General features: G+C 68.8%; 16 protein-coding genes and 2 pseudogenes. 12 read left to right on the top strand and 6 right to left on the bottom strand.

All coding sequences use genetic code 11. From position 1 onward, the window contains the following. Nucleotide 1: 1 nt before the first annotated feature. Together ggt and CFB50_RS16050 are read right to left on the bottom strand one after the other, a co-directional pair. Nucleotides 2-1,879 (bottom strand): gamma-glutamyltransferase, encoded by a 1,878-nt coding sequence (gene ggt / locus CFB50_RS16055; RefSeq protein ID WP_089446498.1) that lies wholly within the window; start codon nt 1,877-1,879, stop codon nt 2-4. Nucleotides 1,880-1,950: 71 nt separating this feature from the next. Beyond that, the gene (locus CFB50_RS16050) at nt 1,951-2,913 is read right to left on the bottom strand and encodes a LysR family transcriptional regulator (RefSeq protein WP_069248955.1); all 963 of its coding nucleotides are present in this window, start codon (nt 2,911-2,913) and stop codon (nt 1,951-1,953) included. Between the two features lie 249 nt (nt 2,914-3,162). On the opposite strand from CFB50_RS16050, the gene CFB50_RS16045 reads away from it, so the two are divergent. From CFB50_RS16045 to CFB50_RS16005, 9 genes are all read left to right on the top strand, one after another. Next, a complete protein-coding gene (locus CFB50_RS16045; RefSeq protein ID WP_069248954.1) occupies nt 3,163-5,295 on the top strand; it encodes a 3-hydroxyacyl-CoA dehydrogenase NAD-binding domain-containing protein in 2,133 nt (710 codons plus the stop codon). A 29-nt stretch (nt 5,296-5,324) separates the two neighbouring features. Then, nucleotides 5,325-6,533, top strand: coding sequence for an acyl-CoA dehydrogenase family protein (locus CFB50_RS16040; RefSeq protein ID WP_089446497.1), 1,209 nt, complete (start codon nt 5,325-5,327; stop codon nt 6,531-6,533). Nucleotides 6,534-6,547: 14 nt separating this feature from the next. Next, nucleotides 6,548-7,684, top strand: a complete 1,137-nt coding sequence (locus CFB50_RS16035) for an acyl-CoA dehydrogenase family protein (RefSeq protein ID WP_089446496.1) — start codon at nt 6,548-6,550, stop codon at nt 7,682-7,684. Between the two features lie 30 nt (nt 7,685-7,714). Then, nucleotides 7,715-8,920: a CaiB/BaiF CoA transferase family protein gene (locus tag CFB50_RS16030; RefSeq protein ID WP_089446495.1), complete on the top strand. Its 1,206-nt coding sequence runs from the start codon at nt 7,715-7,717 to the stop codon at nt 8,918-8,920. Nucleotides 8,921-9,041: 121 nt separating this feature from the next. Continuing rightward, nucleotides 9,042-9,347 carry a DUF485 domain-containing protein gene (locus tag CFB50_RS16025; RefSeq protein ID WP_089446494.1) on the top strand — a complete coding sequence of 102 codons (306 nt, stop codon included), beginning with the start codon at nt 9,042-9,044 and terminating at the stop codon, nt 9,345-9,347. A gap of 11 nt (nt 9,348-9,358) precedes the next feature. Then, nucleotides 9,359-11,044, top strand: coding sequence for a cation acetate symporter (locus CFB50_RS16020; protein WP_089446493.1), 1,686 nt, complete (start codon nt 9,359-9,361; stop codon nt 11,042-11,044). 359 nt (nt 11,045-11,403) lie between these two features. Next, nucleotides 11,404-12,693 carry a dicarboxylate/amino acid:cation symporter gene (locus CFB50_RS16015; RefSeq protein ID WP_069248949.1) on the top strand — a complete coding sequence of 430 codons (1,290 nt, stop codon included), beginning with the start codon at nt 11,404-11,406 and terminating at the stop codon, nt 12,691-12,693. Nucleotides 12,694-12,697: 4 nt separating this feature from the next. Continuing rightward, nucleotides 12,698-14,707: a sensor histidine kinase gene (locus CFB50_RS16010; protein WP_089446492.1), complete on the top strand. Its 2,010-nt coding sequence runs from the start codon at nt 12,698-12,700 to the stop codon at nt 14,705-14,707. A gap of 94 nt (nt 14,708-14,801) precedes the next feature. Then, a complete protein-coding gene (locus CFB50_RS16005; protein ID WP_089426405.1) occupies nt 14,802-16,157 on the top strand; it encodes a sigma-54-dependent transcriptional regulator in 1,356 nt (451 codons plus the stop codon). 97 nt (nt 16,158-16,254) lie between these two features. Here the strand turns inward: CFB50_RS16005 and CFB50_RS16000 are convergent, their stop codons facing one another. Continuing rightward, complete coding sequence (locus CFB50_RS16000; protein WP_089426404.1) at nt 16,255-16,791, bottom strand: peroxiredoxin family protein; 537 nt, start codon at nt 16,789-16,791, stop codon at nt 16,255-16,257. A 160-nt stretch (nt 16,792-16,951) separates the two neighbouring features. On the opposite strand from CFB50_RS16000, the gene CFB50_RS15995 reads away from it, so the two are divergent. Further along, the gene (locus tag CFB50_RS15995) at nt 16,952-17,524 is read left to right on the top strand and encodes a hypothetical protein (protein ID WP_089446491.1); all 573 of its coding nucleotides are present in this window, start codon (nt 16,952-16,954) and stop codon (nt 17,522-17,524) included. Between the two features lie 333 nt (nt 17,525-17,857). Here the strand turns inward: CFB50_RS15995 and CFB50_RS15985 are convergent. The 3 genes and pseudogenes from CFB50_RS15985 to CFB50_RS15980 all read right to left on the bottom strand — a co-directional run. Further along, nucleotides 17,858-19,003: pseudogene (locus tag CFB50_RS15985) on the bottom strand (YifB family Mg chelatase-like AAA ATPase); the annotation flags it as partial. A gap of 83 nt (nt 19,004-19,086) precedes the next feature. Then, nucleotides 19,087-19,489, bottom strand: a pseudogene (locus CFB50_RS40535) (magnesium chelatase domain-containing protein); the annotation flags it as partial. A 288-nt stretch (nt 19,490-19,777) separates the two neighbouring features. Continuing rightward, complete coding sequence (locus CFB50_RS15980) at nt 19,778-20,029, bottom strand: accessory factor UbiK family protein (RefSeq protein WP_006489451.1); 252 nt, start codon at nt 20,027-20,029, stop codon at nt 19,778-19,780. Between the two features lie 355 nt (nt 20,030-20,384). Between CFB50_RS15980 and CFB50_RS15975 the strand changes: the two genes are divergently transcribed. Together CFB50_RS15975 and CFB50_RS15970 are read left to right on the top strand one after the other, a co-directional pair. Continuing rightward, nucleotides 20,385-20,723, top strand: a complete 339-nt coding sequence (locus tag CFB50_RS15975) for a P-II family nitrogen regulator (protein WP_069248943.1) — start codon at nt 20,385-20,387, stop codon at nt 20,721-20,723. Nucleotides 20,724-20,760: 37 nt separating this feature from the next. Continuing rightward, the gene (locus CFB50_RS15970) at nt 20,761-22,275 is read left to right on the top strand and encodes an ammonium transporter (protein WP_089446488.1); all 1,515 of its coding nucleotides are present in this window, start codon (nt 20,761-20,763) and stop codon (nt 22,273-22,275) included. Nucleotides 22,276-22,343: the final 68 nt, after the last annotated feature.

Here is a 22,343-nt window from a genome sequence, read left to right as displayed (position 1 = left end):
CTCAATCCCCCATCGCGATCCCTTCCCGCCGCGGATCCGCACCGCCGAACCATACCGTCTGCCCCTGCACGTTCAGCCGCTGGATCCCCTGCAGCCCCGAGTTCATCTCGACGACCTGCACGTCGTGCCCGCGGCCCTTCAGCCCGTCGGCGAGTGCTTCCGACACGCGGCCGCGTTCGAGCTGCGTCGGCCCGTTCATCGACCCGACGTTCGGCAGCGCGATCGCCTGCTGCATCGTCATCCCCCAGTCGAGCACGCCGACCAGCGTCTTCGCGACGTGATTGATGATCGCGGGGCCGCCGGCCGAACCGACGACCATCGTCACCTGCTTCGTCTTCTTGTCGAACACCAGTTCCGGCGACATCGCCGAGCGCGGCCGCTTGCCGGCCTGCACGCGGTTCGCGACCGGCCGGCCGTTGTCGTTCGACACGAACGAGAAATCGGTGAGCTGGTTGTTCAGCATGAAGCCGCGCACCATCAGCCGCGAACCGAACGCGTCCTCGATGCTCGTCGTCATCGACAGTGCCTGGCCGTAGCGGTCGACGATCGCGATGTCGGACGTCGACGGCAGCTCGGGGCTGCGGTCGTCGGCCATCGCGAGCGTCGCGCCCTGCGGCGTGCCGGCCTGCGCGACGCCCATGCTGCTGTCGCCGATCAGGCGCGCGCGCTGCGCGAGATAGGTCTTGTCGGTGAGGCTCGCCCAGCTGCCACCCGGCAGCGGCACGAAATCGGGATCGGCGACGTAGCGCGCGCGGTCCGCATACGCGAGGCGCCCGGCTTCGCTGAACAGGTGGGCGGCGAACGGCGTCGGCTCGTAGCCGACGTCGTTGCGCACCGGCTTCTGCGCGCCGATCTGCTGCCAGTCGGGCATCGCTTCGAGGATGCCGAGCATCTGCGCGATCGCGAGGCCGCCCGACGACGGCGGCGGCATCCCGCACACGACCGAGCGCCGGTAGTCGGCGCACAGCGGCGCGCGCACCTTCGCCTTGTAGCGCGCGAGATCCTGCAGCGACAGCAGCCCCGGGTTGGTCGGGTGCTTGCGCACCTTCGTGACGATGTCGCGCGCGATCGCGCCGCTGTAGAACGCGTTCGCGCCGCGGTCGGCGACCTGGCGCAGCACGGTCGCGAGCGCCGGATTCTTCAGCACCGTGCCGGCCGCCTTCGGCGTGCCGTCCGGGTTGTAGAAGTACGCACGCGCGGCCGGGTCGTTCTTCAGGTACTTGTCGTTGGCGATCAGCATTGCGAGCCGCGGGCTGATCGTGAAACCGTGCTCGGCGAGCCGGATCGCCGGCTGGAACAGCCGTCGCCACGGCAGCTTGCCGTGCGCACGATGCGCGGCGTCGAGCATGCGCAGCACGCCCGGCGTGCCGACCGAGCGCCCGCCGACGACGCCTTCGTAGAAGCTCATCGGCTGGCCGGTCGGCCCGTAGAACAGGCGGTCGGTCGCGGCGGCCGGCGCGGTTTCGCGGCCGTCGTACGCTTGCGTCGCTTTGCCGTCGAAATACAGCATGAACGCGCCGCCGCCGATCCCCGACGATTGCGGCTCGACGAGCGCGAGCACCATCTGCGTCGCGATCGCCGCGTCGATCGCGGTGCCGCCCGCCTTCAGCATGTCGTAGCCGGCCTGCGTCGCGAGCGGGTTCGCGGCCGCGATCATGAAGTGCTGCGAGGTCCAGCCCGGCTTGTCGGTCCAGCCGGACGACAGCTCGGGCGCGTGGAAGCCGGGCAGCGGCACGGCGGCGCCCGAGGCGGCGGCGACGGGCACCACCGCGCCCGACGGCGGCGTGGACGGGGACGTGCAGCCGGCGTTGAACGCGACGAGCGCGACGGCGGCAAGCAGCGTCCAGGAGCGCGAATACGGACGAATCCGGTCGAACATTGAACCCTCGGCAGCAGTGAATTCGAAGGAGGCGACGGTGCCGGCGCAACGCGGCTGCCCGCCCCGGCGCGCTATTGTCGCCGCGCGCCCGGCGGCTTGTCACCCGACAGGAAACCCTGACGCATCGCGCCGGGCCCGCCCCGGCCGGTCTTTCCGGCCTGTTCGAGGATGAACTCTATGAACGTCGACGTCGCACGCGTGTGGTGCCGGTTCGGCATGTAGAGCATGTACATGTGCGTGCCGAAGATGCTGAGCCGGTACGCGTCGAGGGACGTGACGACCGTGCCGCGCCGGATGTCGTCCTGCATCACGTAGTCGGGCACGATGCCGACGCCGATCCCGCCGAGGATCGCCTGCCGCAGGAACAGGAAGTTCTCCGAAATCAGCGTGGGCTCGAGCAGCACCTCGTGCCGCTCGTCGCCGAGATACGCGGCGATCCTGAGCTGCCGGCCCATCACCGTCGCGGTGACGACCGGCGCGGCGGCCAGCGCGCCCAGGCTCGCCGGCATCCCGTGCTCGGCCGCGAATGCGGCCGATGCGCACGCGACGTAGCGCACCGCGCCCATGTCGCGCGCCACGAGGTTTTGCGGCGGCTCCGGCATCACGCGCACCGCGATGTCGATTTCGTCGCGCATCAGGTCTTCCACGCGGTTCTCGAATACGACGTCGAGCACGATGCCCGGGTGCAGCCGCTTGAACGCGAGCAGCCAGTCGGACATCACCATCTGCCCGTAGCCGCTCGGCACCGACAGCCGCACGCGGCCCTGCAGGTCCTGGCCGAGCGTCGTCACCGATTCCTGCGCGGCGAGCAGTTCGTTGCGGATGCGCCGGCCGTGCTCGTACAGCTTCAGCCCGATCTCGGTCGGCTCGATGCGCCGCGTCGTGCGCCGCACGAGCTGCTGGCCGATCGAGCGCTCGAGCTGGTTCAGCCGGTAGCTGACGTTCGCGCGGCTCATCTTGAGCCGCTGCGCGGCCTTGCTGAGATTGCCGGCGTCGAGGATCTCGACGAGCAGCGTCAGCGCGTTCAGGTCCATGCGTCGCGTCTCCTGATCTGTCCCGCTTAACGATTGGAAGCATTCAGTGTCAAGTCAGACTTGACAGCTTGTAAAAGCGGGAGGGAATTGTCAATAAATCTCGATCAATCGAGAATCAGGTCATGCCCGGCGTACGGCCGGATCTTGTCCCGCTTCGTGCGGGACCGGGGCCGGTGCCCCGGCGCCGCTCGCGTGGCCGTGAGCCACGAACCGGCATCGACGTACCGGCCGCCGCGTCAAGGAGACACGATGAACTCACCCGCTTCCCCCGCCAGCCCGGCCGGCACCGTCACGCGCGAACGGCGCGACAAGGTGCTCGTCGTCACGATCGACCATCCGCCCGTCAACGCGCTGTCCGCCGATGTGCGGCGCGGCCTCGCCGACGCGCTCGACGCCGCGCAGGCCGACGCCGCGATCCGCGCGGTGCTGATCGTCGGCGCCGGCCGCAACTTCATCGCGGGCGCCGACATCCGCGAATTCGGCAAGCCGATCGCGCCGCCGTCGCTGCCCGACGTGTGCGAGCGGATCGAATCGGGCACGAAGCCGGTCGTGGTCGCGCTGCACGGCGCGACGCTCGGCGGCGGCCTCGAAGTCGCGCTCGCCGCGCATTACCGGCTCGCGGTGCCGGGCACGAAGCTCGGGCTACCCGAAGTCACGCTCGGCCTGCTGCCCGGCGCGGGCGGCACGCAGCGCGCGCCGCGCCTGATCGGGGCGAAGGCCGCGCTCGACCTGATGCTGACGGGCCGCCATGTGAGCGCGGACGAAGCGCTCGCGCTCGGCCTCGTCGACCGCGTCGCGCACAGCGACGACACGCTCGCCGAGGGCCTCGCGTATGCGCAGGAGCTCGTGTCGCTCGGCGCGCCGGTGCGCCGCACGCGCGATGCGCAGGGGCTCGCCGACCGCGCGGCCGCGCAGGCCGCGATCGATGCGGCGCGTGCCGAGCTGCCGAAGAAATCGCGTGGCCTGTTCTCGCCCGCGAAGATCGTCGACGCGGTCGAGGCCGCGCTCACGCAGTCGTTCGACGCGGGGATGAAGCTCGAGCGCAGCTTGTTCCTGCAGTGCATCGACAGCCCGCAGCGCGCGGGCCTCGTGCATGCGTTCTTCGCGGAGCGTGAAGCGGCGAAGGCGCCCGAGGCACGGCGCGCGAGCGCGCGGCCGGTCGAGCGGATCGGCGTGGTCGGCGGCGGCACGATGGGCGCGGGCATCGCGGTCGCGGCGCTCGATGCCGGGCTGCCGGTGACGATGATCGAACGCGACGAAGCATCGCTCGCACGCGGCCGTGCGCACGTCGAGAAGGTGTACGACGGCCTCGTCGCGAAAGGGCGGATGACGCCGGCCGCGCACGCGGCGCGGCTTGCGCGCTTCAAGGGCAGCACGTCGTATGACGCGCTCGCGCAGGCCGACGTCGTGATCGAGGCGGTATTCGAGGACATGGCCGTGAAGCAGGCCGTGTTCGCCGAACTCGCGCGCGTGTGCAAGCCGGGCGCGGTGCTCGCGACCAACACGTCGTATCTCGACATCGACGCACTGGCCGCGAGCATCGACCGGCCGGCCGACGTGATCGGCCTGCATTTCTTCTCGCCGGCCAACGTGATGAAGCTGCTCGAGATCGTCGTGCCGGCGCGCGTGAGCGCGGACGTCGTCGCGACTGCATTCGCGCTCGCCAAGCAGCTGAAGAAGACGCCGGTGCGCGCCGGAGTGTGCGACGGCTTCATCGGCAACCGGATCCTCGCCGTCTATCGCACGGCGGCCGACACCCTGATGGAAGACGGCGCGTCGCCGTACCAGATCGATCGCGCGGTGCGCGAATTCGGCTTCCCGATGGGGCCGTTCCAGGTCGTCGACCTCGCGGGCGGCGACATCGGCTGGGCGACCCGCAAGCGCCGCGCGGCGACGCGCGATCCGCGCGCGCGCTACGTGGCGATTTCCGACCGGCTGTGCGAGCGCGGCTGGTTCGGCCAGAAGACCGCGCGCGGCTACTACCTGTATCCGGACGGCGCGCGCGTCGGCACGCCGGACCCGGAAGTCGAAGCGATCGTCGCGGAAGAGCGCGCGAAGAAGGGCGTCACGCCGCGCACCTTCACCGACGACGAGATCCTGCGCCGCTACCTCGCCGCGATGATCAACGAAGGCGCGAACGTCGTGCACGAGAAGATCGCGCTGCGCCCGCTCGATGTCGATGCGGTGTTCCTGCACGGCTACGGCTTCCCGCGCTATCGCGGCGGCCCGATGCATTACGCGGACACGGTCGGCCTCGCGAACGTGCTCGCCGATATCCGCGCGTTCGCGAAGGAAGATCCGCTGTTCTGGAAGCCGTCGCCGCTGCTCGTCGATCTCGTCGCGCGCGGCGCGGATTTCGCGAGCCTGAACCGCATCGACTGAACGCCCACCGCATTCGCCACGGACCGAAGATGGACCTCAATTTCACTCCCGAAGAGGAAGCCTTCCGCACGGAAGTGCAGTGCTTCCTGCAAGCCGAACTGTCCGCGCGCATCGCGCGCAAGGTGAAGGGCGGCCTGCATCTCACGCGCGACGACATGCGCGAATGGCACGCGATCCTCAATGCGCGCGGCTGGCTCGCGAGCCACTGGCCGCGCGAATACGGCGGCCCCGGCTGGAGCGTCGCGCAGAAGTTCCTGTTCGACAACGAATGCGCGCTCGCGGGTGCGCCGCGCATCGTGCCGTTCGGCGTGAACATGCTCGGCCCCGTGCTGATCAAGTACGGCAACGACGCGCAGCAGCGCCACTGGCTGCCGCGCATCCTCGACGGCACCGACTGGTGGTGCCAGGGCTACTCGGAGCCGGGTGCCGGTTCCGATCTTGCATCGGTGAAGACGAGCGCGGTGCGCGGGATCGACGCGCAGGGCGAGCACTACCTCGTGAACGGCCAGAAGACGTGGACCACGCTCGGCCACTACGCGAACATGATCTTCTGCCTCGTGCGCACCGCGACCGACGTGCGCAAGCAGGAAGGCATCAGCTTCCTGCTGATCGACATGAACACGCCGGGTGTCGAGGTGCGCCCGATCATCACGCTCGACGGCGAGCACGAGGTGAACGAGGTGTTCTTCACCGACGTGCGCGTGCCGGCGGCCAACCTCGTCGGCGAGGAGAACGGCGGCTGGACCTACGCGAAATACCTGCTCACGTACGAGCGCACCAACATCGCGGGAATCGGCTTCTCGACGGCCGCGCTCGACCGGCTGCGCGCGGTGGCCGCGAAGGTCACGAAGAACGGCCGGCCACTCGCGGACGATCCGTTCTTCGCGGCGCGCGTCGCGCGGGTCGAGATCGAACTCGAGAACATGCGCACGACCAACCTGCGCGTGCTGGCCGCGGTCGCGGGCGGCGGCGCGCCCGGTGCGGAAAGTTCGATGCTGAAGATCCGCGGCACGCAGATCCGCCAGGAGATCACCGCGCTGATGCGGCGCGCGATGGGGCCATACGCGCAGCCGTTCGTCGAGGAAGCACTCGACGCCGATTACGACGGCGAGCCGGTCGGCCCGGACGAAGCCGCGAGCGCCGCGCAGCAGTATTTCAACAACCGGAAGCTGTCGATCTTCGGCGGCTCGAACGAGATCCAGAAGAACATCATCGCGAAGATGATGCTCGGGCTGTAACGAGGGACGCGACGATGGATTTCCAGCACACAGAAGACCGCCGGATGCTGGCGGATACGTTGAACCGCTTCATCGCCGAACAGTACGCGTTCCCGGTGCGCGATCGCATCGCGCAGTCGGCCGAGGGTTTCGATCGCGCGATGTGGCGGCGCCTTGCCGAACTCGGCACGGTCGGCGCGCTGTTTTCTGAAGCCGACGGCGGGTTCGGCGGCGCGGGCTTCGACATCGCCGTGGTGTTCGAATGCCTCGGACGCGGGCTCGTCGTCGAGCCGTTCCTCGGCGCGCTGCTCGTGGGCCGTGCGCTGTCGCTCGCCGGCGGCGCCGCGCATCGCGACCGGCTGGCCGCGCTGATCGACGGCAGCGCGAGCGCCGCGTTCGCGCACGACGAGCCGGGTTCGCACTACGAATTGACGACCGTGCGCACGCGCGCCGAGCGCTCGGGCGACGGCTGGGTGCTGACGGGAGCGAAGGGCGTCGTCGACCAGGCCGCGCAGGCGGCGTTCTTCGTCGTCAGCGCGCGCGTGTCGGGTCATGACGACGATGCGGCCGGCATCGGCCTGTTCGTCGTGCCGGCCGACGCACCGGGCGTATCGCTGCGCGACTACCGGAAGATCGACGGCGGCCGCGCGGCCGAGGTGCGCTTCGAGCGTGTCGCGCTGCCGGCCGATGCCGCGCTCGGCGCGCACGACGGGGAAGCAGGTGCCGAGTTGCTCGAACGCGTGCTCGGCTACGGGCTGCTCGCGTTGTCGGCGGAAGCGCTCGGCGCGATGGACGTCGCGAAGGAATACACGCTCGACTACCTGCGCACGCGCAAGCAGTTCGGCTTGCCGATCGGCAGCTTCCAGGCGCTGCAGCACCGGATGGCCGACCTGCTGCTCGAAGTCGAGCAGGCGCGCTCGGCGGTGATCAACGCGGCCGCGCAACTCGATGCGCCGCGCGTGGTGCGCGAACGCGCGCTCGCGGCGGCAAAGTACACGATCGGCCGGATCGGCACGCTCGTTGCCGAGGAGAGCATCCAGCTGCACGGCGGGATCGGGATGACGTGGGAGCTGCCGCTGTCGCACTACGCGAAGCGCCTCGTGATGATCGATCACCAGCTCGGCGACGAGGATCATCACCTCGCGCGCTACATCGCGCTGTCGAAACAGTAAAAACGAACGACGCGAATGGAGGAGACAAGGATGACGAACGAATCGCGCGCATTGCCGCTGGCCGGCGTGAAGGTGCTCGATTTCTCGCGTGTGCTCGCGGGCCCGTGGTGCGCGATGGTGCTCGCCGACTTCGGTGCGGAAGTGATCAAGGTCGAGCATCCGGCGCGCGGCGACGACACGCGCGACTGGGGCTTGAGGATCGGCGACACCGAGACGACCTACTTCAACAGCGTGAACCGCAGCAAGCGCTCGATCTGTCTCGACCTGCAGACCGAAGCAGGGCGGCAGCTCGCGCGCGAGCTGGCCGCGCAGGCCGACGTGGTGCTCCACAACTTCAAGTTCGGCGGCGCGGAAAAGCTCGGGCTCGGCTACGACGCGCTGGCCGAACTGAATCCGCGCCTCGTGCACTGCGCGATTTCCGGCTACGACCGCTCGGGCGCCGAGGCCGCGCGGCCCGGCTACGACCTCGTCGTGCAGGGCGAGGCGGGGCTGATGGCGCTGAACGGCGAGGCCGGCCAGCCGCCGCTGAAGTTCGGCGTCGCCGCGGTCGACCTGTTCACCGGCATGTATTCGGCGCAGGCGATCCTCGCCGCGCTGTACGAGCGCCATGCGACGGGGCGCGGTCGGCGCATCGAGATGGCGCTGTTCGACTGCGGGCTGATGATCACCGCGTACTACGGACTCGACGCGCTGCTGATGGGCGAGGACCCGCCGCGCTACGGCAACGCGCATCCGTCGGTCGTGCCGTACGGCGTGTTCGACGCGGCCGACGGCCCGCTCGTGATCACGGTCGGCAACAACGCGCAGTTCGCGCGCTTCTGCGAGGCGATCGAACGGCCCGACCTCGCAGCCGACGCGCGTTACAAGACCAACCTCGGCCGCTCGGAAAACCGCGCCGAGCTGCTGCCGGAGATTGGTCGTGAACTCGCTCGCCGGTCGCGCGCGACGTTGCTTGCGGCGCTCGCCGAGGCGGGCATTCCGTGCGGCGAAGTGCTCGGGCTGCACGAGGCGCTGAAGTCGGAACGCGCGACGCGCGCGGGGCTCGTCACGCGGCAGCCGCATCCGGTCGCGGGCGGCGTCGACGTGCTCGCGCCGCCGTATCGCTTCGATGGCGCGCGGCTGCCGGTGCGCGGTGCTCCGCCGGTGCTCGGCGCCGATACGGATGCGGTGCTCGGCGGCTGGCTCGGCATGTCGGCCGACGAGGTTGCGCGGCTGCGGGCGGATCGCGTGGTCTGAGGGCAAGCCCACGCACGGGCAGGACACATTGCATTGCACCGCCGCGGCGCGGGCGGATCGGTAGACGCGCCATCCATCCACAAAGCACCCCTCGCAATGACGAGGCGGAAATGGAGACACCATGGAGCTTTCCGTCATCGAATCGGTCACGGCGCGCCGTGACTACCAGCAGCTCGTGCGTGCGCGGCGCCGCTTCAGCTTCACGCTGACGGCGCTGATGATCGCCACGTACTACGGCTTCATCCTGCTCGTCGCGCTCGCGCCGCACGTGCTCGCCACGCCGCTGTACCGCGGCGCGACGACGACGGTCGGGATCGCCACCGGCGTCGCGATCATCCTGGTGGCGATCGGCCTGACCGCGTGCTACGTGCTGCGCGCGAATCGTGCGTTCGACCGCCGCGTCGACGCGATCCTGCAGCGTTCGTGACGGAGGCCGACATGCGACGACTCTCGATGGCGCTCGGCGCGCCGGCCGTTCTCGCTTCCTCCGCCGCGCACGCGGTATCCGTCGCGGGCCCGATGCCCGACAAGGTCGAACTGAACCCGGTCGCGATCGGGATGTTCTTCGCGTTCGTGTTCGCGACGCTCGCGCTCACGCGCTGGGCCGCGCGGCGCACGCGCTCGACACGCGACTTCTACACGGCCGGCGGTGGCATCACCGGGCTGCAGAACGGGCTTGCGATCGCGGGTGACTACATGTCGGCCGCGTCGTTCCTCGGGCTGTCCGGGATGGTGTTCATGTTCGGCTTCGACGGGCTGATCTACTCGATCGGCTTTCTGGTCGGCTGGCCGTTCGTGATGTTCCTGATCGCGGAACCCTTGCGCAACCTCGGCAAGTTCACGTTCGTCGACGTCGTCGCGTACCGCTTCGCGCAGCGGCCGATTCGGCTGCTGACGTCCGCGAATTCGCTGACCATCGTCGTGCTGTACCTCGTCGTGCAGATGGTCGGCGCGGGCAAGCTGATCCAGCTGCTGTTCGGGCTGTCGTACGGCACGGCCGAGCTGATCGTCGGCGTGCTGATGGTCGTCTACGTGTTCTTCGGCGGGATGACGGCCACCACCTGGGTGCAGGTGATCAAGGCCGTGCTGCTGCTGTGCGGCGCGACGCTGCTCGTCGTGCTCGCGCTCAGCGAGTTCGGTTTCAGCGTCGACGAGATGTTCCGCCGCGCGGTGGCCGTGCATCCGGGCGCGCTGTCGATCATGGGCCCCGGCAAGCTGATCCGCGATCCGGCCAACGCGCTGTCGCTCGGCATCGCGCTGATGTTCGGCACGGCCGGCTTCCCGCACATCCTGATGCGCTTCTTCACGGTGCCGAACGCGAAGGAGGCGCGCAAGTCGGTGCTCTATGCGACCGGCTTCATCGGCTACTTCTATTTGCTGACCTTCGTGATCGGCTTCTCGGCGATCGTGCTGCTCGCGCAGCATCCGGAGTTCTTCAAGCTCGGCGCGAACGGCACGTTCAACCTGACGCACGACCTGCTCGGCGGCTCGAACATGGTCGCGGTGAAGCTCGCGCAGGCGGTCGGCGGGAACTGGTTCTACGGCTTCATCGCGGCCGTCACGTTCGCGACGATCCTCGCGGTGGTCGCCGGCCTCACGCTCGCCGGCGCGACGACGATCTCGCACGACCTGTATGCGCAGATGTGGGCGCGCGGCAAGCCCGACGAACGCGTCGAGATGCGCATTTCGCGCGCGGCGACGATCGCGCTGTCGGCGGTCGCGATCGGGTTGTCGATCCTGTTCGAGCACGTGAACGTCGCGTTCATGGTCGGCCTCGTCGCAGCGGTGGCCGCGAGCGCCAATTTCCCGGTGCTCGCGATGTCGATCTTCTGGCGCGGGATGACGACGCGCGGCGCGGTGCTCGGCGGCGGCCTCGGCCTCGCGTCGGCGGTCGCGCTCACGGTGTTGTCGAAGTCGGTGTGGGTCGACGTGCTGCACCACGCGCACGCGCCGGTGTTCCTCGACAACCCGGCGCTCGTGTCGGTGCCGCTCGCGTTCGTCGGGATCGTCGTCGGCTCGCTCGCGGATCGCGGCGAGCGCGCGCGGCGCGAGCGCGAGGCCTTCGCGCAGCAGGAGTTCTACGCACAGACGGGGGTGCTGGCCGGCCGCGCCGTGCAGCACTGATTCATCGGACGAATGAGCACATCCGTCCGGATCGCCGGACGGATATTTTCCGGAAATCCGGAATACCGGATTTCCTTGCCTGCCGCATTATGAGAAATACAATGAAAACAAAGGTTTGACGGGTTTCGGAAACCTGGCATTGACCTTGCAATATAAAGCGCACGGCCTTCCCCCCGGCCGAACTACTACAGCAAGCAAGGAGACAATCGATGACCACTGCCTTCCTCCCCCTCCGGACGTCCTGAGGCATCGCTTGTTGCGGCACGGCACCCGCGCGGGCGAGTGACGCTTCCCCTGTGACATTCGTCCGCGCGCGTGACGCCGTTTCCATCGGCTCATCTACTTCTGCAGGAACCATCGTGAAGAAGAAACCCTTCTACAAAGTGCTCTATGTGCAGGTGATCTTCGCCATCATCGTCGGCGTGATCCTCGGCCATTTCTACCCGTCGATCGCCACCGACATGAAGCCGCTCGGCGACGGCTTCATCAAGCTGATCAAGATGGTGATCGGCCCGATCATCTTCTGTACGGTCGTGACCGGCATCGCCGGCATGGAGGACATGAAGAAGGTCGGCCGTGTCGGCGGCAAGGCGCTTTTGTACTTCGAGATCGTGTCGACCTTCGCGCTGGTGCTCGGCCTGGCGGCCACGCACATCCTGCGTCCGGGCGTCGGCTTCAACATCGATCCGGCGACGCTCGACGGCAAGGCCGTCGCGTCGTACGCGGCGAAGGCGCACGGGCAGTCGACAGTCGACTTCCTGATGCACATCATCCCGAACACGATGGTCGATGCGTTCGCACAGGGCGAGATCCTGCAGATCCTGCTGATCGCACTGCTGTTCGGCAGCGTGCTCGCGCACCTCGGCGAGCGCGGCAAGGTCGTCACCGACTTCATCGACGGCCTCACGCGCGTGCTGTTCGGCATCGTGCACATCGTCACGAAGCTGGCGCCGATCGGCGCGTTCGGCGCGATGGCGTTCACGATCGGCAAGTACGGCGTCGGCTCGCTGGTGCCGCTGCTCAAGCTGATCGGCACGTTCTACCTGACGTCGGTCGTGTTCGTGCTCGTCGTGCTCGGCACGATCGCGCGCTTCACCGGCTTCTCGATCATCCGCTTCGTGTCCTACATCAAGGAAGAGCTGCTGATCGTGCTCGGCACGAGCTCGTCGGAAGCCGCGCTGCCGCAGCTGATGGAAAAGCTCGAGAAGGCCGGCTGCTCGCGTTCGGTCGTCGGCCTCGTCGTGCCGACCGGCTATTCGTTCAACCTCGACGGCACCAACATCTACATGACGATGGCCGTGCTGTTCATCGCGCAGGCGACCAACATCGAGCTGACGTGGATGCAGCAGCTCACGCTGCTGGCCGTCGCGATGCTGACGTCGAAGGGCGCGAGCGGCGTCACCGGCGCGGGCTTCATCACGCTCGCCGCGACGCTGGCCGTCGTGCCGACGATCCCGCTGTCGGGCATGGTGCTGATCCTCGGCATCGACCGCTTCATGAGCGAATGCCGTGCGCTGACCAACATCGTCGGCAACGGCGTCGCGACGGTCGTCGTGTCGGCGTGGGAGAAGGAGCTCGACCGCAACAAGCTGCGCCAGGCGCTGAAGGGCGGCGGCGAAGTCGCGCCGACCGAGACGGCCGGCGTCTGACCCGATGAAGGAGCAGGCGGCGGCACCGCCCGCCGGCGGCGCGGGCCGCGGCGGTCGAGGCGGGGAGGCGGAGGCCTATGACACAATAGGCGATCCGCATCGCCAGGAAGCCTCGACCGTGACGCACCGTCTGCTCATTCTCGTCGTGCTTGCCGCCGCGCTCGCCGCGGCGTGCACGCTGACGTGGACGATCACCTGGCGGCGCGGCGTTGCGGAGCTGCAGCGCAACGCCGCAGTGCGCGTCGACCGCACCACCAACGCGCTCAAGAGCACGCTCGACCGCTACGAGTCGCTGCCCTATCTGCTCGGCAGCCATCCGTACGTACAGGACCTGCTCGCCGAGCCGAAGCGCGCCGACTACACCGGGCGCGTCAATCGCTATCTCGAAGACCTCAACGAACACGCGCACGCGACCGTCACCTACGTGATCGGCGCGGACGGCCTGTGTGTCGCCGCCAGCAACTGGCGCGCGCCCGACAGCTTCGTCGGGACCGAATACCGCTTCCGCCCGTATTTCCTCGATGCGATGAACGGCCAGGTCGGCCGCTTCTTCGGGATCGGCACGATCTCGCGCGATCCCGGCTACTACATCTCGCAGCCCGTGTGGCGCGACGGCAAGATCGCGGGCGTGGTCGTCGTGAAGCTCAACCTCGAATGGTTCCAGGGCGCCGATGCGTCGGAGCCGCTCGTCGTCGCGGACGATCACGGCGTCGTGTTCCTGTCGTCGGTGCCCGCATGGAAGTACCACACGCTGCGCCCGCTCACGGGCCCTGTCGCCGCGTCGATCTACGAGACGCGCCAGTACGCGCAGCAGCCCGTCACGCCGCTGCCGCTGCGCATCGAGCAGGTGCTCGGCCCCGATGCGGAGATCGTGCGCCTCGGCGCCGGCCTGCGTGCGCCGCGATTCCTCGCGAGCAAGCGCCGGATCGGCGAGCCCGACTGGCTGCTCGTCACGCTCGCGCCGGTCGCACCCGTCGACGCCGATGCGCGCAACGCGACGATCGTTACGGGCTTCGGCTTCGTGTCGGTCGCGCTGCTCGCGTTCTACTGGCGGATGCGCCGCGCGCGCGTGCGCGAAATGATCCGCGGCCGCGCGCTGCTGCAACAGGCGTATGCGGAGCTGAACCGGCGCGTCGAGGAGCGCACGGCCGACCTGTCGGCGGCGAACGAGCAGTTGCAGAAGGAAGTCGGCGACCGGATCCGCGCGGAGCAGGAGTTGCGCGCCGCGCACGACGAACTGATCCAGGCGAGCAAGCTCGCCGCGCTCGGCCAGATGGCGGCCGGCATCACGCACGAACTGAACCAGCCGCTCGCGGCGCTGCGCAGCTTCTCGGACAACACGCGCGTGCTGCTCGATCGCGGCGAGCAGGCGGCCGCGCGCGAGAACCTCGAGGCGATCGCCGCGCTCACCGAGCGGATGGGCAAGATCACGAACCAGCTGAAGCTGTTCGTCGGCCGCGCGAAGCCGCGCAACGAACAGGCGCTCGTCGTGCGCGCGCTGCGCAGCGTGCTGTCGCTGCTCGACGAGCGGCTGCGCGGCGTCGCGCTCACGCTGACGCTGCAGGACGCGACCGTGTCGCCCGCGCACGATGCGCCGCTCGACCTGGCGCGCGACTATCCCGAGCTCGTCGCCCGTTGCGAGGATCTGCGGCTCGAACAGGTACTGATCAACCTGCTCGGCAACGCGCTCGACGCGGTCGCCGGGGTGGCGGCGCCGGCGATCGAGGTGACGATCGCGGTGTCGGCGGCCACGCTCGCGGTCGAGGTGCGCGACAACGGAAGCGGCATTGCGCCCGACCTGCTGCCGCGCCTGTTCGAGCCGTTCTTCACGACCAAGGAAATGGGGCGCGGGCTCGGCCTCGGCCTCGCGATCTCGTCGTCGATCGCGAGCGACGCGGGCGGTGCGCTGACCGCGCGCAACGCGCCGTCGGGCGGCGCGCTGTTCGTCTTGACGCTGCGGCGCGCCCGCACGCATCATCCGGACTCCGTGTCCGAGCCGGCGGGCTCGCGCTAGGCGCGCCACGCCGCCCGCCCGATCGGCGCACGATCGGTATCAACGACGCCGCGCGCGCTGCCGCCGCGCGGCCCGTCAGGAGCAAGTGAGTACGATGGCCAACCGGCTGCAAGTGATCTATATCGAAGACGATGCGCTCGTTCGCCGGGCAAGCGTGCAGAGCCTTCAGCTGGCGGGGTTCGACGTCGCCGGCTTCGAGTCGGCCGAAGCGGCCGAGAAGGCGATCGTCGCGGATAACGCCGGCGCGATCGTCAGCGACATCCGGCTGCCCGGCGCGAGCGGGCTCGACGTGCTCGCGCAGTGCCGCGAGCGCGTGCCCGACGTGCCCGTGATTCTCGTCACCGGGCACGGCGACATCTCGATGGCCGTGCAGGCGATGCGCGACGGCGCATACGATTTCATCGAAAAACCGTTCGCGGCCGAGCGCCTGATCGAGACGGTGCGCCGCGCGCTCGAGCGCCGCGAGCTCGTGCTCGAGAACCACGCGCTGCGGCGCGAGCTGGCCGGGCAGAACGTCGTCGCGCCTCGCATCATCGGCCGCAGCCCCGCGATCGAGCAGGTGCGCAAGCTGATCGCGAACGTCGCGCCGACCGATGCGTCGGTGCTGATCAACGGCGACACCGGCGCCGGCAAAGAGCTGATCGCGCGCAGCCTGCACGAGCTGTCGCCGCGTCGCGACAAGCCGTTCATCGCGGTGAATTGCGGCGCGCTGCCCGAGCCGATGTTCGAGTCGGAGATGTTCGGCTACGAGCCCGGCGCGTTCACCGGCGCCGCGAAGCGCCGCGTCGGCAAGCTCGAATATGCGTCCGGCGGCACGCTGTTCCTCGACGAAATCGAAAGCATGCCGCTCGCACTGCAGGTGAAGCTGCTGCGCGTGCTGCAGGACGGCGTGCTGGAGCGGCTCGGCTCGAACCAGCCGATCCGCGTGAACTGCCGCGTGGTGGCGGCCGCGAAGGGCGACATGAGCGAGCTGGTTGCGGCCGGCACGTTCCGGCGCGACCTGCTGTACCGCCTCAACGTCGTGACGATCGCGCTGCCGCCGCTGGCCGAGCGCCGCGAGGACATCGTGCCGCTGTTCGAGCATTTCATGCTCGATGCGGCCGTGCGCTACGCGCGGCCCGCGCCGGTGCTGACCGACCGGCAGCGCGCGAGCCTGATGCAGCGCGACTGGCCCGGCAACGTGCGCGAGCTGCGCAACGCGGCCGACCGCTTCGTGCTCGGCGTGGCCGACATGCCGCAGGAGACGGGCGCGAGCGGCGACGACGCCGACAGCGAGCAGACGTTGAAGGAGCGCATCGAGCAATTCGAGCGTGCGGTGATCGCCGAGGCGCTGAACCAGACGGGCGGCGCGGTTGCCGCGACGGCCGACCGGCTGCATGTCGGCAAGGCGACGCTGTACGAGAAGATGAAGCGCTACGGGCTGTCGGCGAAAGGCGAAACCGAGCGCTGAAAAGCAAACGGACCGCGGAACCGGGTTGCCCGGTCGTGCGGTCCGTCGTGCGGGGAAGGGCGGGGTGCGCAGCCCTTCGAGCCGGATCGGGCGGCGCTCAGGCCGCGTTGCCGTCGAGTGCCTTCTTGAGCAGCGCGTCGAGTTCCGCGAACTGCGGTGCGCCCACGTAGCGCTTCAGGATCTTGCCGTCCTTGTCGACGACGAAGGTCGTCGGCGTGAGCTGCACGTTGCCGAACTGCTTCGCGACGCTGCCGTCGTCGAGCGCGACCTTGAACGGCAGTTGGCGCGTCTGCGCGTAGTTCGCGACGTACATCGGCGGATCGTAGTTCATCGCGACCGCGACGAATTCCAGACCCTGACCCTTGAAGCGATTGTAGGTATCGACCATCTGCGGCATTTCCTGCATGCAGGTTGCGCAGCTCGTCGCCCAGAAGTTCACGAGATAGACCTTGCCTTTCAGGTCGCCTGCAGTCGAGACCTTCTGGCCCGACAGCAGCGTGAACGTGGCGTCCGGCACGCTGGACTTGCCGTTGAATGCGAAGAAGCCGGCGACGGCGATCGCCGCGACCACAGCGGCAGCGACGATGTAGCGGACGGGGCCGGCGCTGCGCCGGACGGGAGGCGTGGTGTTCATCTGGTGCTCTCGGAGTCGGTCGATGACGCGGATCAATGCAAAGGACATCGAAATTCGGCGCTTATTTTAGCGCGAATGCGGCTTGCGCACCGACGGCGGCCACGCATCCCGGAATTCAGGTTCGGCGGATAATGCCCGTTTTGCCTGCCCGATCCACGCCATGCCGAAGGAAGTCACCGTTTCGTTGCGCCCCCTTTTTCGTCCGCTGCGACACTTCGCCGCGCTCGCGTGCATGAGCGCGGTGCTGGCCGCGTGCTCGCCGTCGTACGACTGGCGCACGCTGCACAACGATGCCGGCTACACGATCGACCTGCCGGCGAAGCCGACCGTCGAGGAGCAGCCGGTGGCGATCGGCGGTGCGTCGATGCCGATGCGGATGCAGGCCGCGCACGTTGATGGCGCGGTATTCGCGGTCGGCACGCTGACGCTGCCGGACGACCGTGACGACACGCGCCGCGCGGCGCTCGAATTCCTGCGCGCCGGGCTGTCGCGCAACCTCGAAGGCGCGCCGCAGACGGCTTCGGTGCCCGTGCCGCTCGCGGCCGGCGGTGCGGTGAACGGGCTCGAGCTGCGTATCGCGGGCGCGGCCGCCGGCGGCGATCGCACGCACAAGACGATCGTCGCGCGGCTCGCCGCGCGCGGCCGGCACGCGTACCAGGCCGTCGTGATTGCCGACGGGCCGCTCACGCAGGAGCAGCTCGACCAGTTTTTCGGGTCGTTCAAACTCGACTGACGGCGGCCGGAGCGGGCGCTCAGACACTCTGTGACAACTGAAAGTTCATTCGCAGCTTTCGACGCTAGTCGCCGGATTTTGCGAGGTTTTTTCGGCTATCCACAACGCATGTGGATAACTTTGTTGAAAAGTTGCCCGAATTTCCCGCCAAGCCGCGCGGGACGGCCTTCCGGCCTGTTTGGTCGCTCGCTCGCGTTTTGAGAAAAATCAACTAAAACAACGAGATACGGATTCCGTGCCGCAAAGGTCTCGCCGAGCCCTGATCCGGAGCCGGATTCGCGGAATTGTGCATAAGTCAAGTCTTGACAGCCGGATTTTGTCCTCCGAGGGCGTTCAGAGCGCCGTCAGCGCACGCCGGTAGCGGATCGCTTCGGCGATCTGCGCGGCCGTCGGCAGCGGGTCGCCGGCCAGGTCGGCGATCGTCCGCGCGACCTTCAGCACGCGGAAATACGCGCGCGCCGACCAGCCGAAGCGCTCGCCGGCCTCGCGCAGCAGCCGTTCGCCTTCGTCGGTCGGCCGGCACAGGTCGTCGGTCTCGCGGCCGCTCAGCATGTGGTTCGTCTTGCCCTGCCGATCGAGTTGCAGCGCACGCGCCTGCGCAACCCGCGCGGCTACCGCGGCACTCGGTTCGCCGGGCGCCGACGCGCGCGTCGCCAGCTCGGCCGGCGACAGCGCGGGCAGGTCGATCTGGATGTCGATGCGGTCGACGAGCGGCCCCGACAGCTTGCGCAGGTAGCGCGCGGCGACGTCGGGCGAGCAGCGGCAGCGTCCGGACGGATCGCCGTGCCAGCCGCACGGGCACGGATTCATCGCCGCGATCAGCTGGCACGCGGCCGGGAAGTCGGCTTGCTGCGCCGCGCGCGAAATCGTGATGCGGCCGGCCTCCAGCGGCTCGCGCAGCATCTCGAGCACGTGCCGGTCGAATTCCGGGAGTTCGTCGAGGAACAGGACGCCGAGGTGCGCGAGCGTGATCTCCCCCGGTTGTGGCGGGTTGCGGCCGCCGACCAGCGCGGCGGCGCTGGACGAGTGATGCGGTGCACGGAATGGCCGCCGGCGCCACTGCGCGGGCGAGAAGCCGAGGCGGCTCGCGGAGAGGAGCGCCGCCGACGTCAGCGCCTCGTCGTCGGTCAGCGGCGGGAGGAGCCCCGGCAGCCGTGCGGCCAGCATCGACTTGCCGGCCCCCGGCGGCCCGACCATCAGCATGTGATGGCCGCCCGCGGCCGCGACCTCCAGCGCGCGGCGGGCGCCGCGCTGGCCGACCACGTCGGCGAGATCGGGGGCGGCCGGCGTCGGCAGGCCGTCGAGGCACGGCGCCGCGACCGGCGCGAGCCGCCCGTCGGGCGCGCCGGTGAGGTGCGCGCACAGCGCGGGCAGGTCCGGCGCGCCGAACACGGTGACGCCCGGCACGAGCGCGGCCTCGGCGGCGCTGGCGAGCGGCAGGTACAGCTCGGGGGTGTTCGACGCGGCGGCGGAGCCCGGCTCCGGGCCGGCCCCTTGGCTGCCGTTGCCTGAACCGGAGAGCGTGCCGGAACCCAGGCCGGAAGCCGCGCCAATTTCCGCTGATTGCCAATCCCGCGCCACGCCACACGCCATCGCGAACGCGCCGCGCATCGGCCGCAGCGCGCCCGTCAGCGACAGTTCACCCGCGAATTCGCGGCCGGCCAGCGCGTCGGCCGGGATCTGGCCGTTCGCGGCGAGGATGCCGAGCGCGATCGGCAGGTCGAACCGTCCCGACTCCTTTGGCAGGTCGGCCGGCGCGAGGTTGACGGTGATGCGGCGCACGGGGAATTCGAAGCCGCAGTTCTGCAGCGCGGCGCGCACCCGCTCGCGGCTTTCGCGGACTTCGAGATCGGGCAGACCGACGATTGAGAACGACGGCAGCCCGTTGGCGAGATGGACTTCGACGGTGACGTCCGGCGCACGGCCGGAGGCGGGCGCGCGACTGCGCACCACGGCGAGCGACATGGCGAGGCTCCTGTAAACAAGACGGACGACGGCCGTTCGGGGCCGCATGCCGCGGGAATCGGAGGAATCGGTGCGCGCTTGCCGGCGTGGCGCGGGGAAAGAACGAGGAACAGCGGAACGACGGATTGCGAAGAGCGATGAACAGCGAAGAGCGGGAGTGCTGCGGAGAACGACGGACGACGAAGGGCGGTACGGTGACTTCAGTGCTTCAGTGCTTCAGTGCTTCAAGGCGGCGGGCGCGGGCCGCACGAGGCGGCCCGCGCCCGGACCTTGCGGCCGGGCAGGGCGTCAGGCTTGCGGCGCGGCGAGCTTCTGCTCGAGTTCCGCGACGCGTTTCTCGAGTTCCTCGAGGCGCACGCGGGTGCGGGCGAGCACCTGGGCCTGCGTGTCGAATTCCTCGCGCGTGACGAGATCGAGTTTCGAGAAGCCTTGCGACAGCATGGCCTTCACGTTGCGCTCGACGTCCTTGGCCGGCGAGTTTTTCAGCAGATCGCTGACGCGCGACTGCAGATCGTTGAAAACGTCGCTGGGTTGCTTCATGTGATTCCCCTTCCTTGCACAAAAAATGTGCATCTTCAGTTGCGTACGTGCCCATGATGCACGCATGACCGGAAATGGTGCGCCGTGGGCGCGAATTCCGGGCATGGCGCCCGCATGGGTGAATGGCCCGGGAATCCGGGACGTGCGTGCACTCTAGCAACGATCCTTTCGCCGCGCCAGCAAACCGGGGCACGTTGGCCATTTGGCCGGGCTTCCGCACCTTACATCACGCGATGCGACCCCTTGATGAAGCCCTTTGAAACGGTGCTCGAACCGACTTGGCATGCGAGTTGCTGAGAAGAGTCCGTTACAACATTCCAACCAATTCGACGGGACAACCCAGCGAGAGGACTTCATGAAACTCATTACCGCAATCATCAAGCCGTTCAAGCTCGATGAGACGCGCGAAGCGCTGTCGGCGCTTGGCGTCTCGGGCATCACGGTGACGGAGGTGAAAGGGTTCGGACGCCAGAAGGGGCACACCGAGCTGTACCGCGGCGCCGAATACGTGGTCGATTTCCTGCCGAAGATGAAGATCGAGGCAGCCGTGTCCGACGATCTCGTCGACGAGGCGGTCGAGGCGATCGAGCGGGCCGCGCGCACGGGCAAGATCGGCGACGGCAAGATCTTCGTCACGGCGATCGAACAGGTGATCCGGATTCGCACCGGGGAGACGGGCGCAGACGCGCTGTAACAGAACAGACAAGACAAGCGACAAGAGGAAACCCAAGATGCGCAAACTTCTGATGTCCCTGCTGATGGCCGGCTCGCTGATCGCGGCCGGCGTCGGCTCCGCGCTCGCCGACGACGCGGCGTCCGCCGCGGCTGCGTCCGCGCCCGCCGCAACGGCATCCGACGCGTCGGCTGCCGCCGCTCCGGCCGCTTCGGCGCCGGCTGCCACCGACGCATCCGCCACGGCCGCTGCCGCCGCACCGGCCTCGGGCGCCACCGATGCCTCGGCCGCCGCTGCCGCTTCGGCACCGGCCGCACCGGCCGCGCCGACCGCCCCGTTCTCGGTTGACTCGTCGAAGATCAGCGCGGGCGACACCGCGTGGATGCTGACGTCCACCGCGCTCGTGCTGTTCATGACGATCCCCGGCCTCGCGCTGTTCTACGCGGGCATGGTCCGCAAGAAGAACGTGCTCGCGACCGTGATGCAGAGCTTCGCGATCACTGCGGTGATCACGGTGCTGTGGACGGTGGTCGGCTACAGCCTCGCGTTCACGCCGGGCAACGGCTTCATCGGCGGCCTGTCGCGCGTGTTCCTGCACGGCATGAACTACATCAAGGGCGACAAGGCGACCACGCTGACCGTCAGCCACCTCGCGACGACGATTCCGGAATCGGTCTACTTCGTCTACCAGATGACGTTCGCGATCATCACGCCGGCGCTGATCTGCGGCGCGTTCGCCGACCGGATGAAGTTCTCGGCGATGCTCGTGTTCATGACGCTTTGGTCGCTGATCGTCTATGTGCCGATCGCGCACATGGTGTGGGAGCCGACCGGCTGGCTGTCTGCCGACGGCGTGCTCGACTTCGCGGGCGGCACGGTGGTGCACATCAACGCCGGTATCGCGGGCCTCGTGTCGTGCCTGGTGCTCGGCAAGCGGATCGGCTTCGGCCGTGAATCGATGGCGCCGCACAACCTCGTGCTGACGATGATCGGTGGCTCGATGCTGTGGGTCGGCTGGTTCGGTTTCAACGCTGGCTCGGCGGTCGCGGCCGACGGCCGTGCCGGCTTCGCGATGCTGACAACGCAAGTCGCGACGGCGTGCGCGGCGCTCGGCTGGATGTTCGCCGAGTGGATCGCCAAGGGCAAGCCGTCGGTGCTCGGCATCGTGTCGGGCGCGGTCGCGGGTCTCGTGGCGATCACGCCGGCAGCCGGCTTCGTCAGCGTGGCGGGCGCGCTCGTGATCGGTATCGCGGCAGGCGTGATCTGCTTCTGGTCGGCGACGTGGCTCAAGTCGAAGCTCGGCTACGACGATTCGCTCGACGCGTTCGGCGTGCACGGCATTGGCGGGATTCTCGGCGCGCTGCTGACGGGTGTGTTCGCGGTCAAGGACATCGGCGGCGCCGACGGCAGCCTGTTGCTGCAGGCCAAGGGCGTGCTGATCACGCTGGTCTACAGCGGCGTGCTGAGCTTCGTGCTGCTGAAGCTGATCGACCTGACGATCGGCCTGCGCGTGACCGAAGAGGAAGAGCGCGAAGGTCTCGACGTGATCCTGCACGGCGAGCACGTGGAATAAGTCACACGAATCAACGGCGGGCCGCCGCGACGACGGTGCCCGCTCCGAATGAGCGCAGCGACTTCGGC

The organism is Burkholderia sp. AU33423 (assembly GCF_002223135.1).
Lineage (GTDB): Bacteria > Pseudomonadota > Gammaproteobacteria > Burkholderiales > Burkholderiaceae > Burkholderia > Burkholderia lata_D.
Note: the sequence above shows the minus strand (reverse complement) of the source record. Positions and strands in the feature narration are given on the sequence as shown.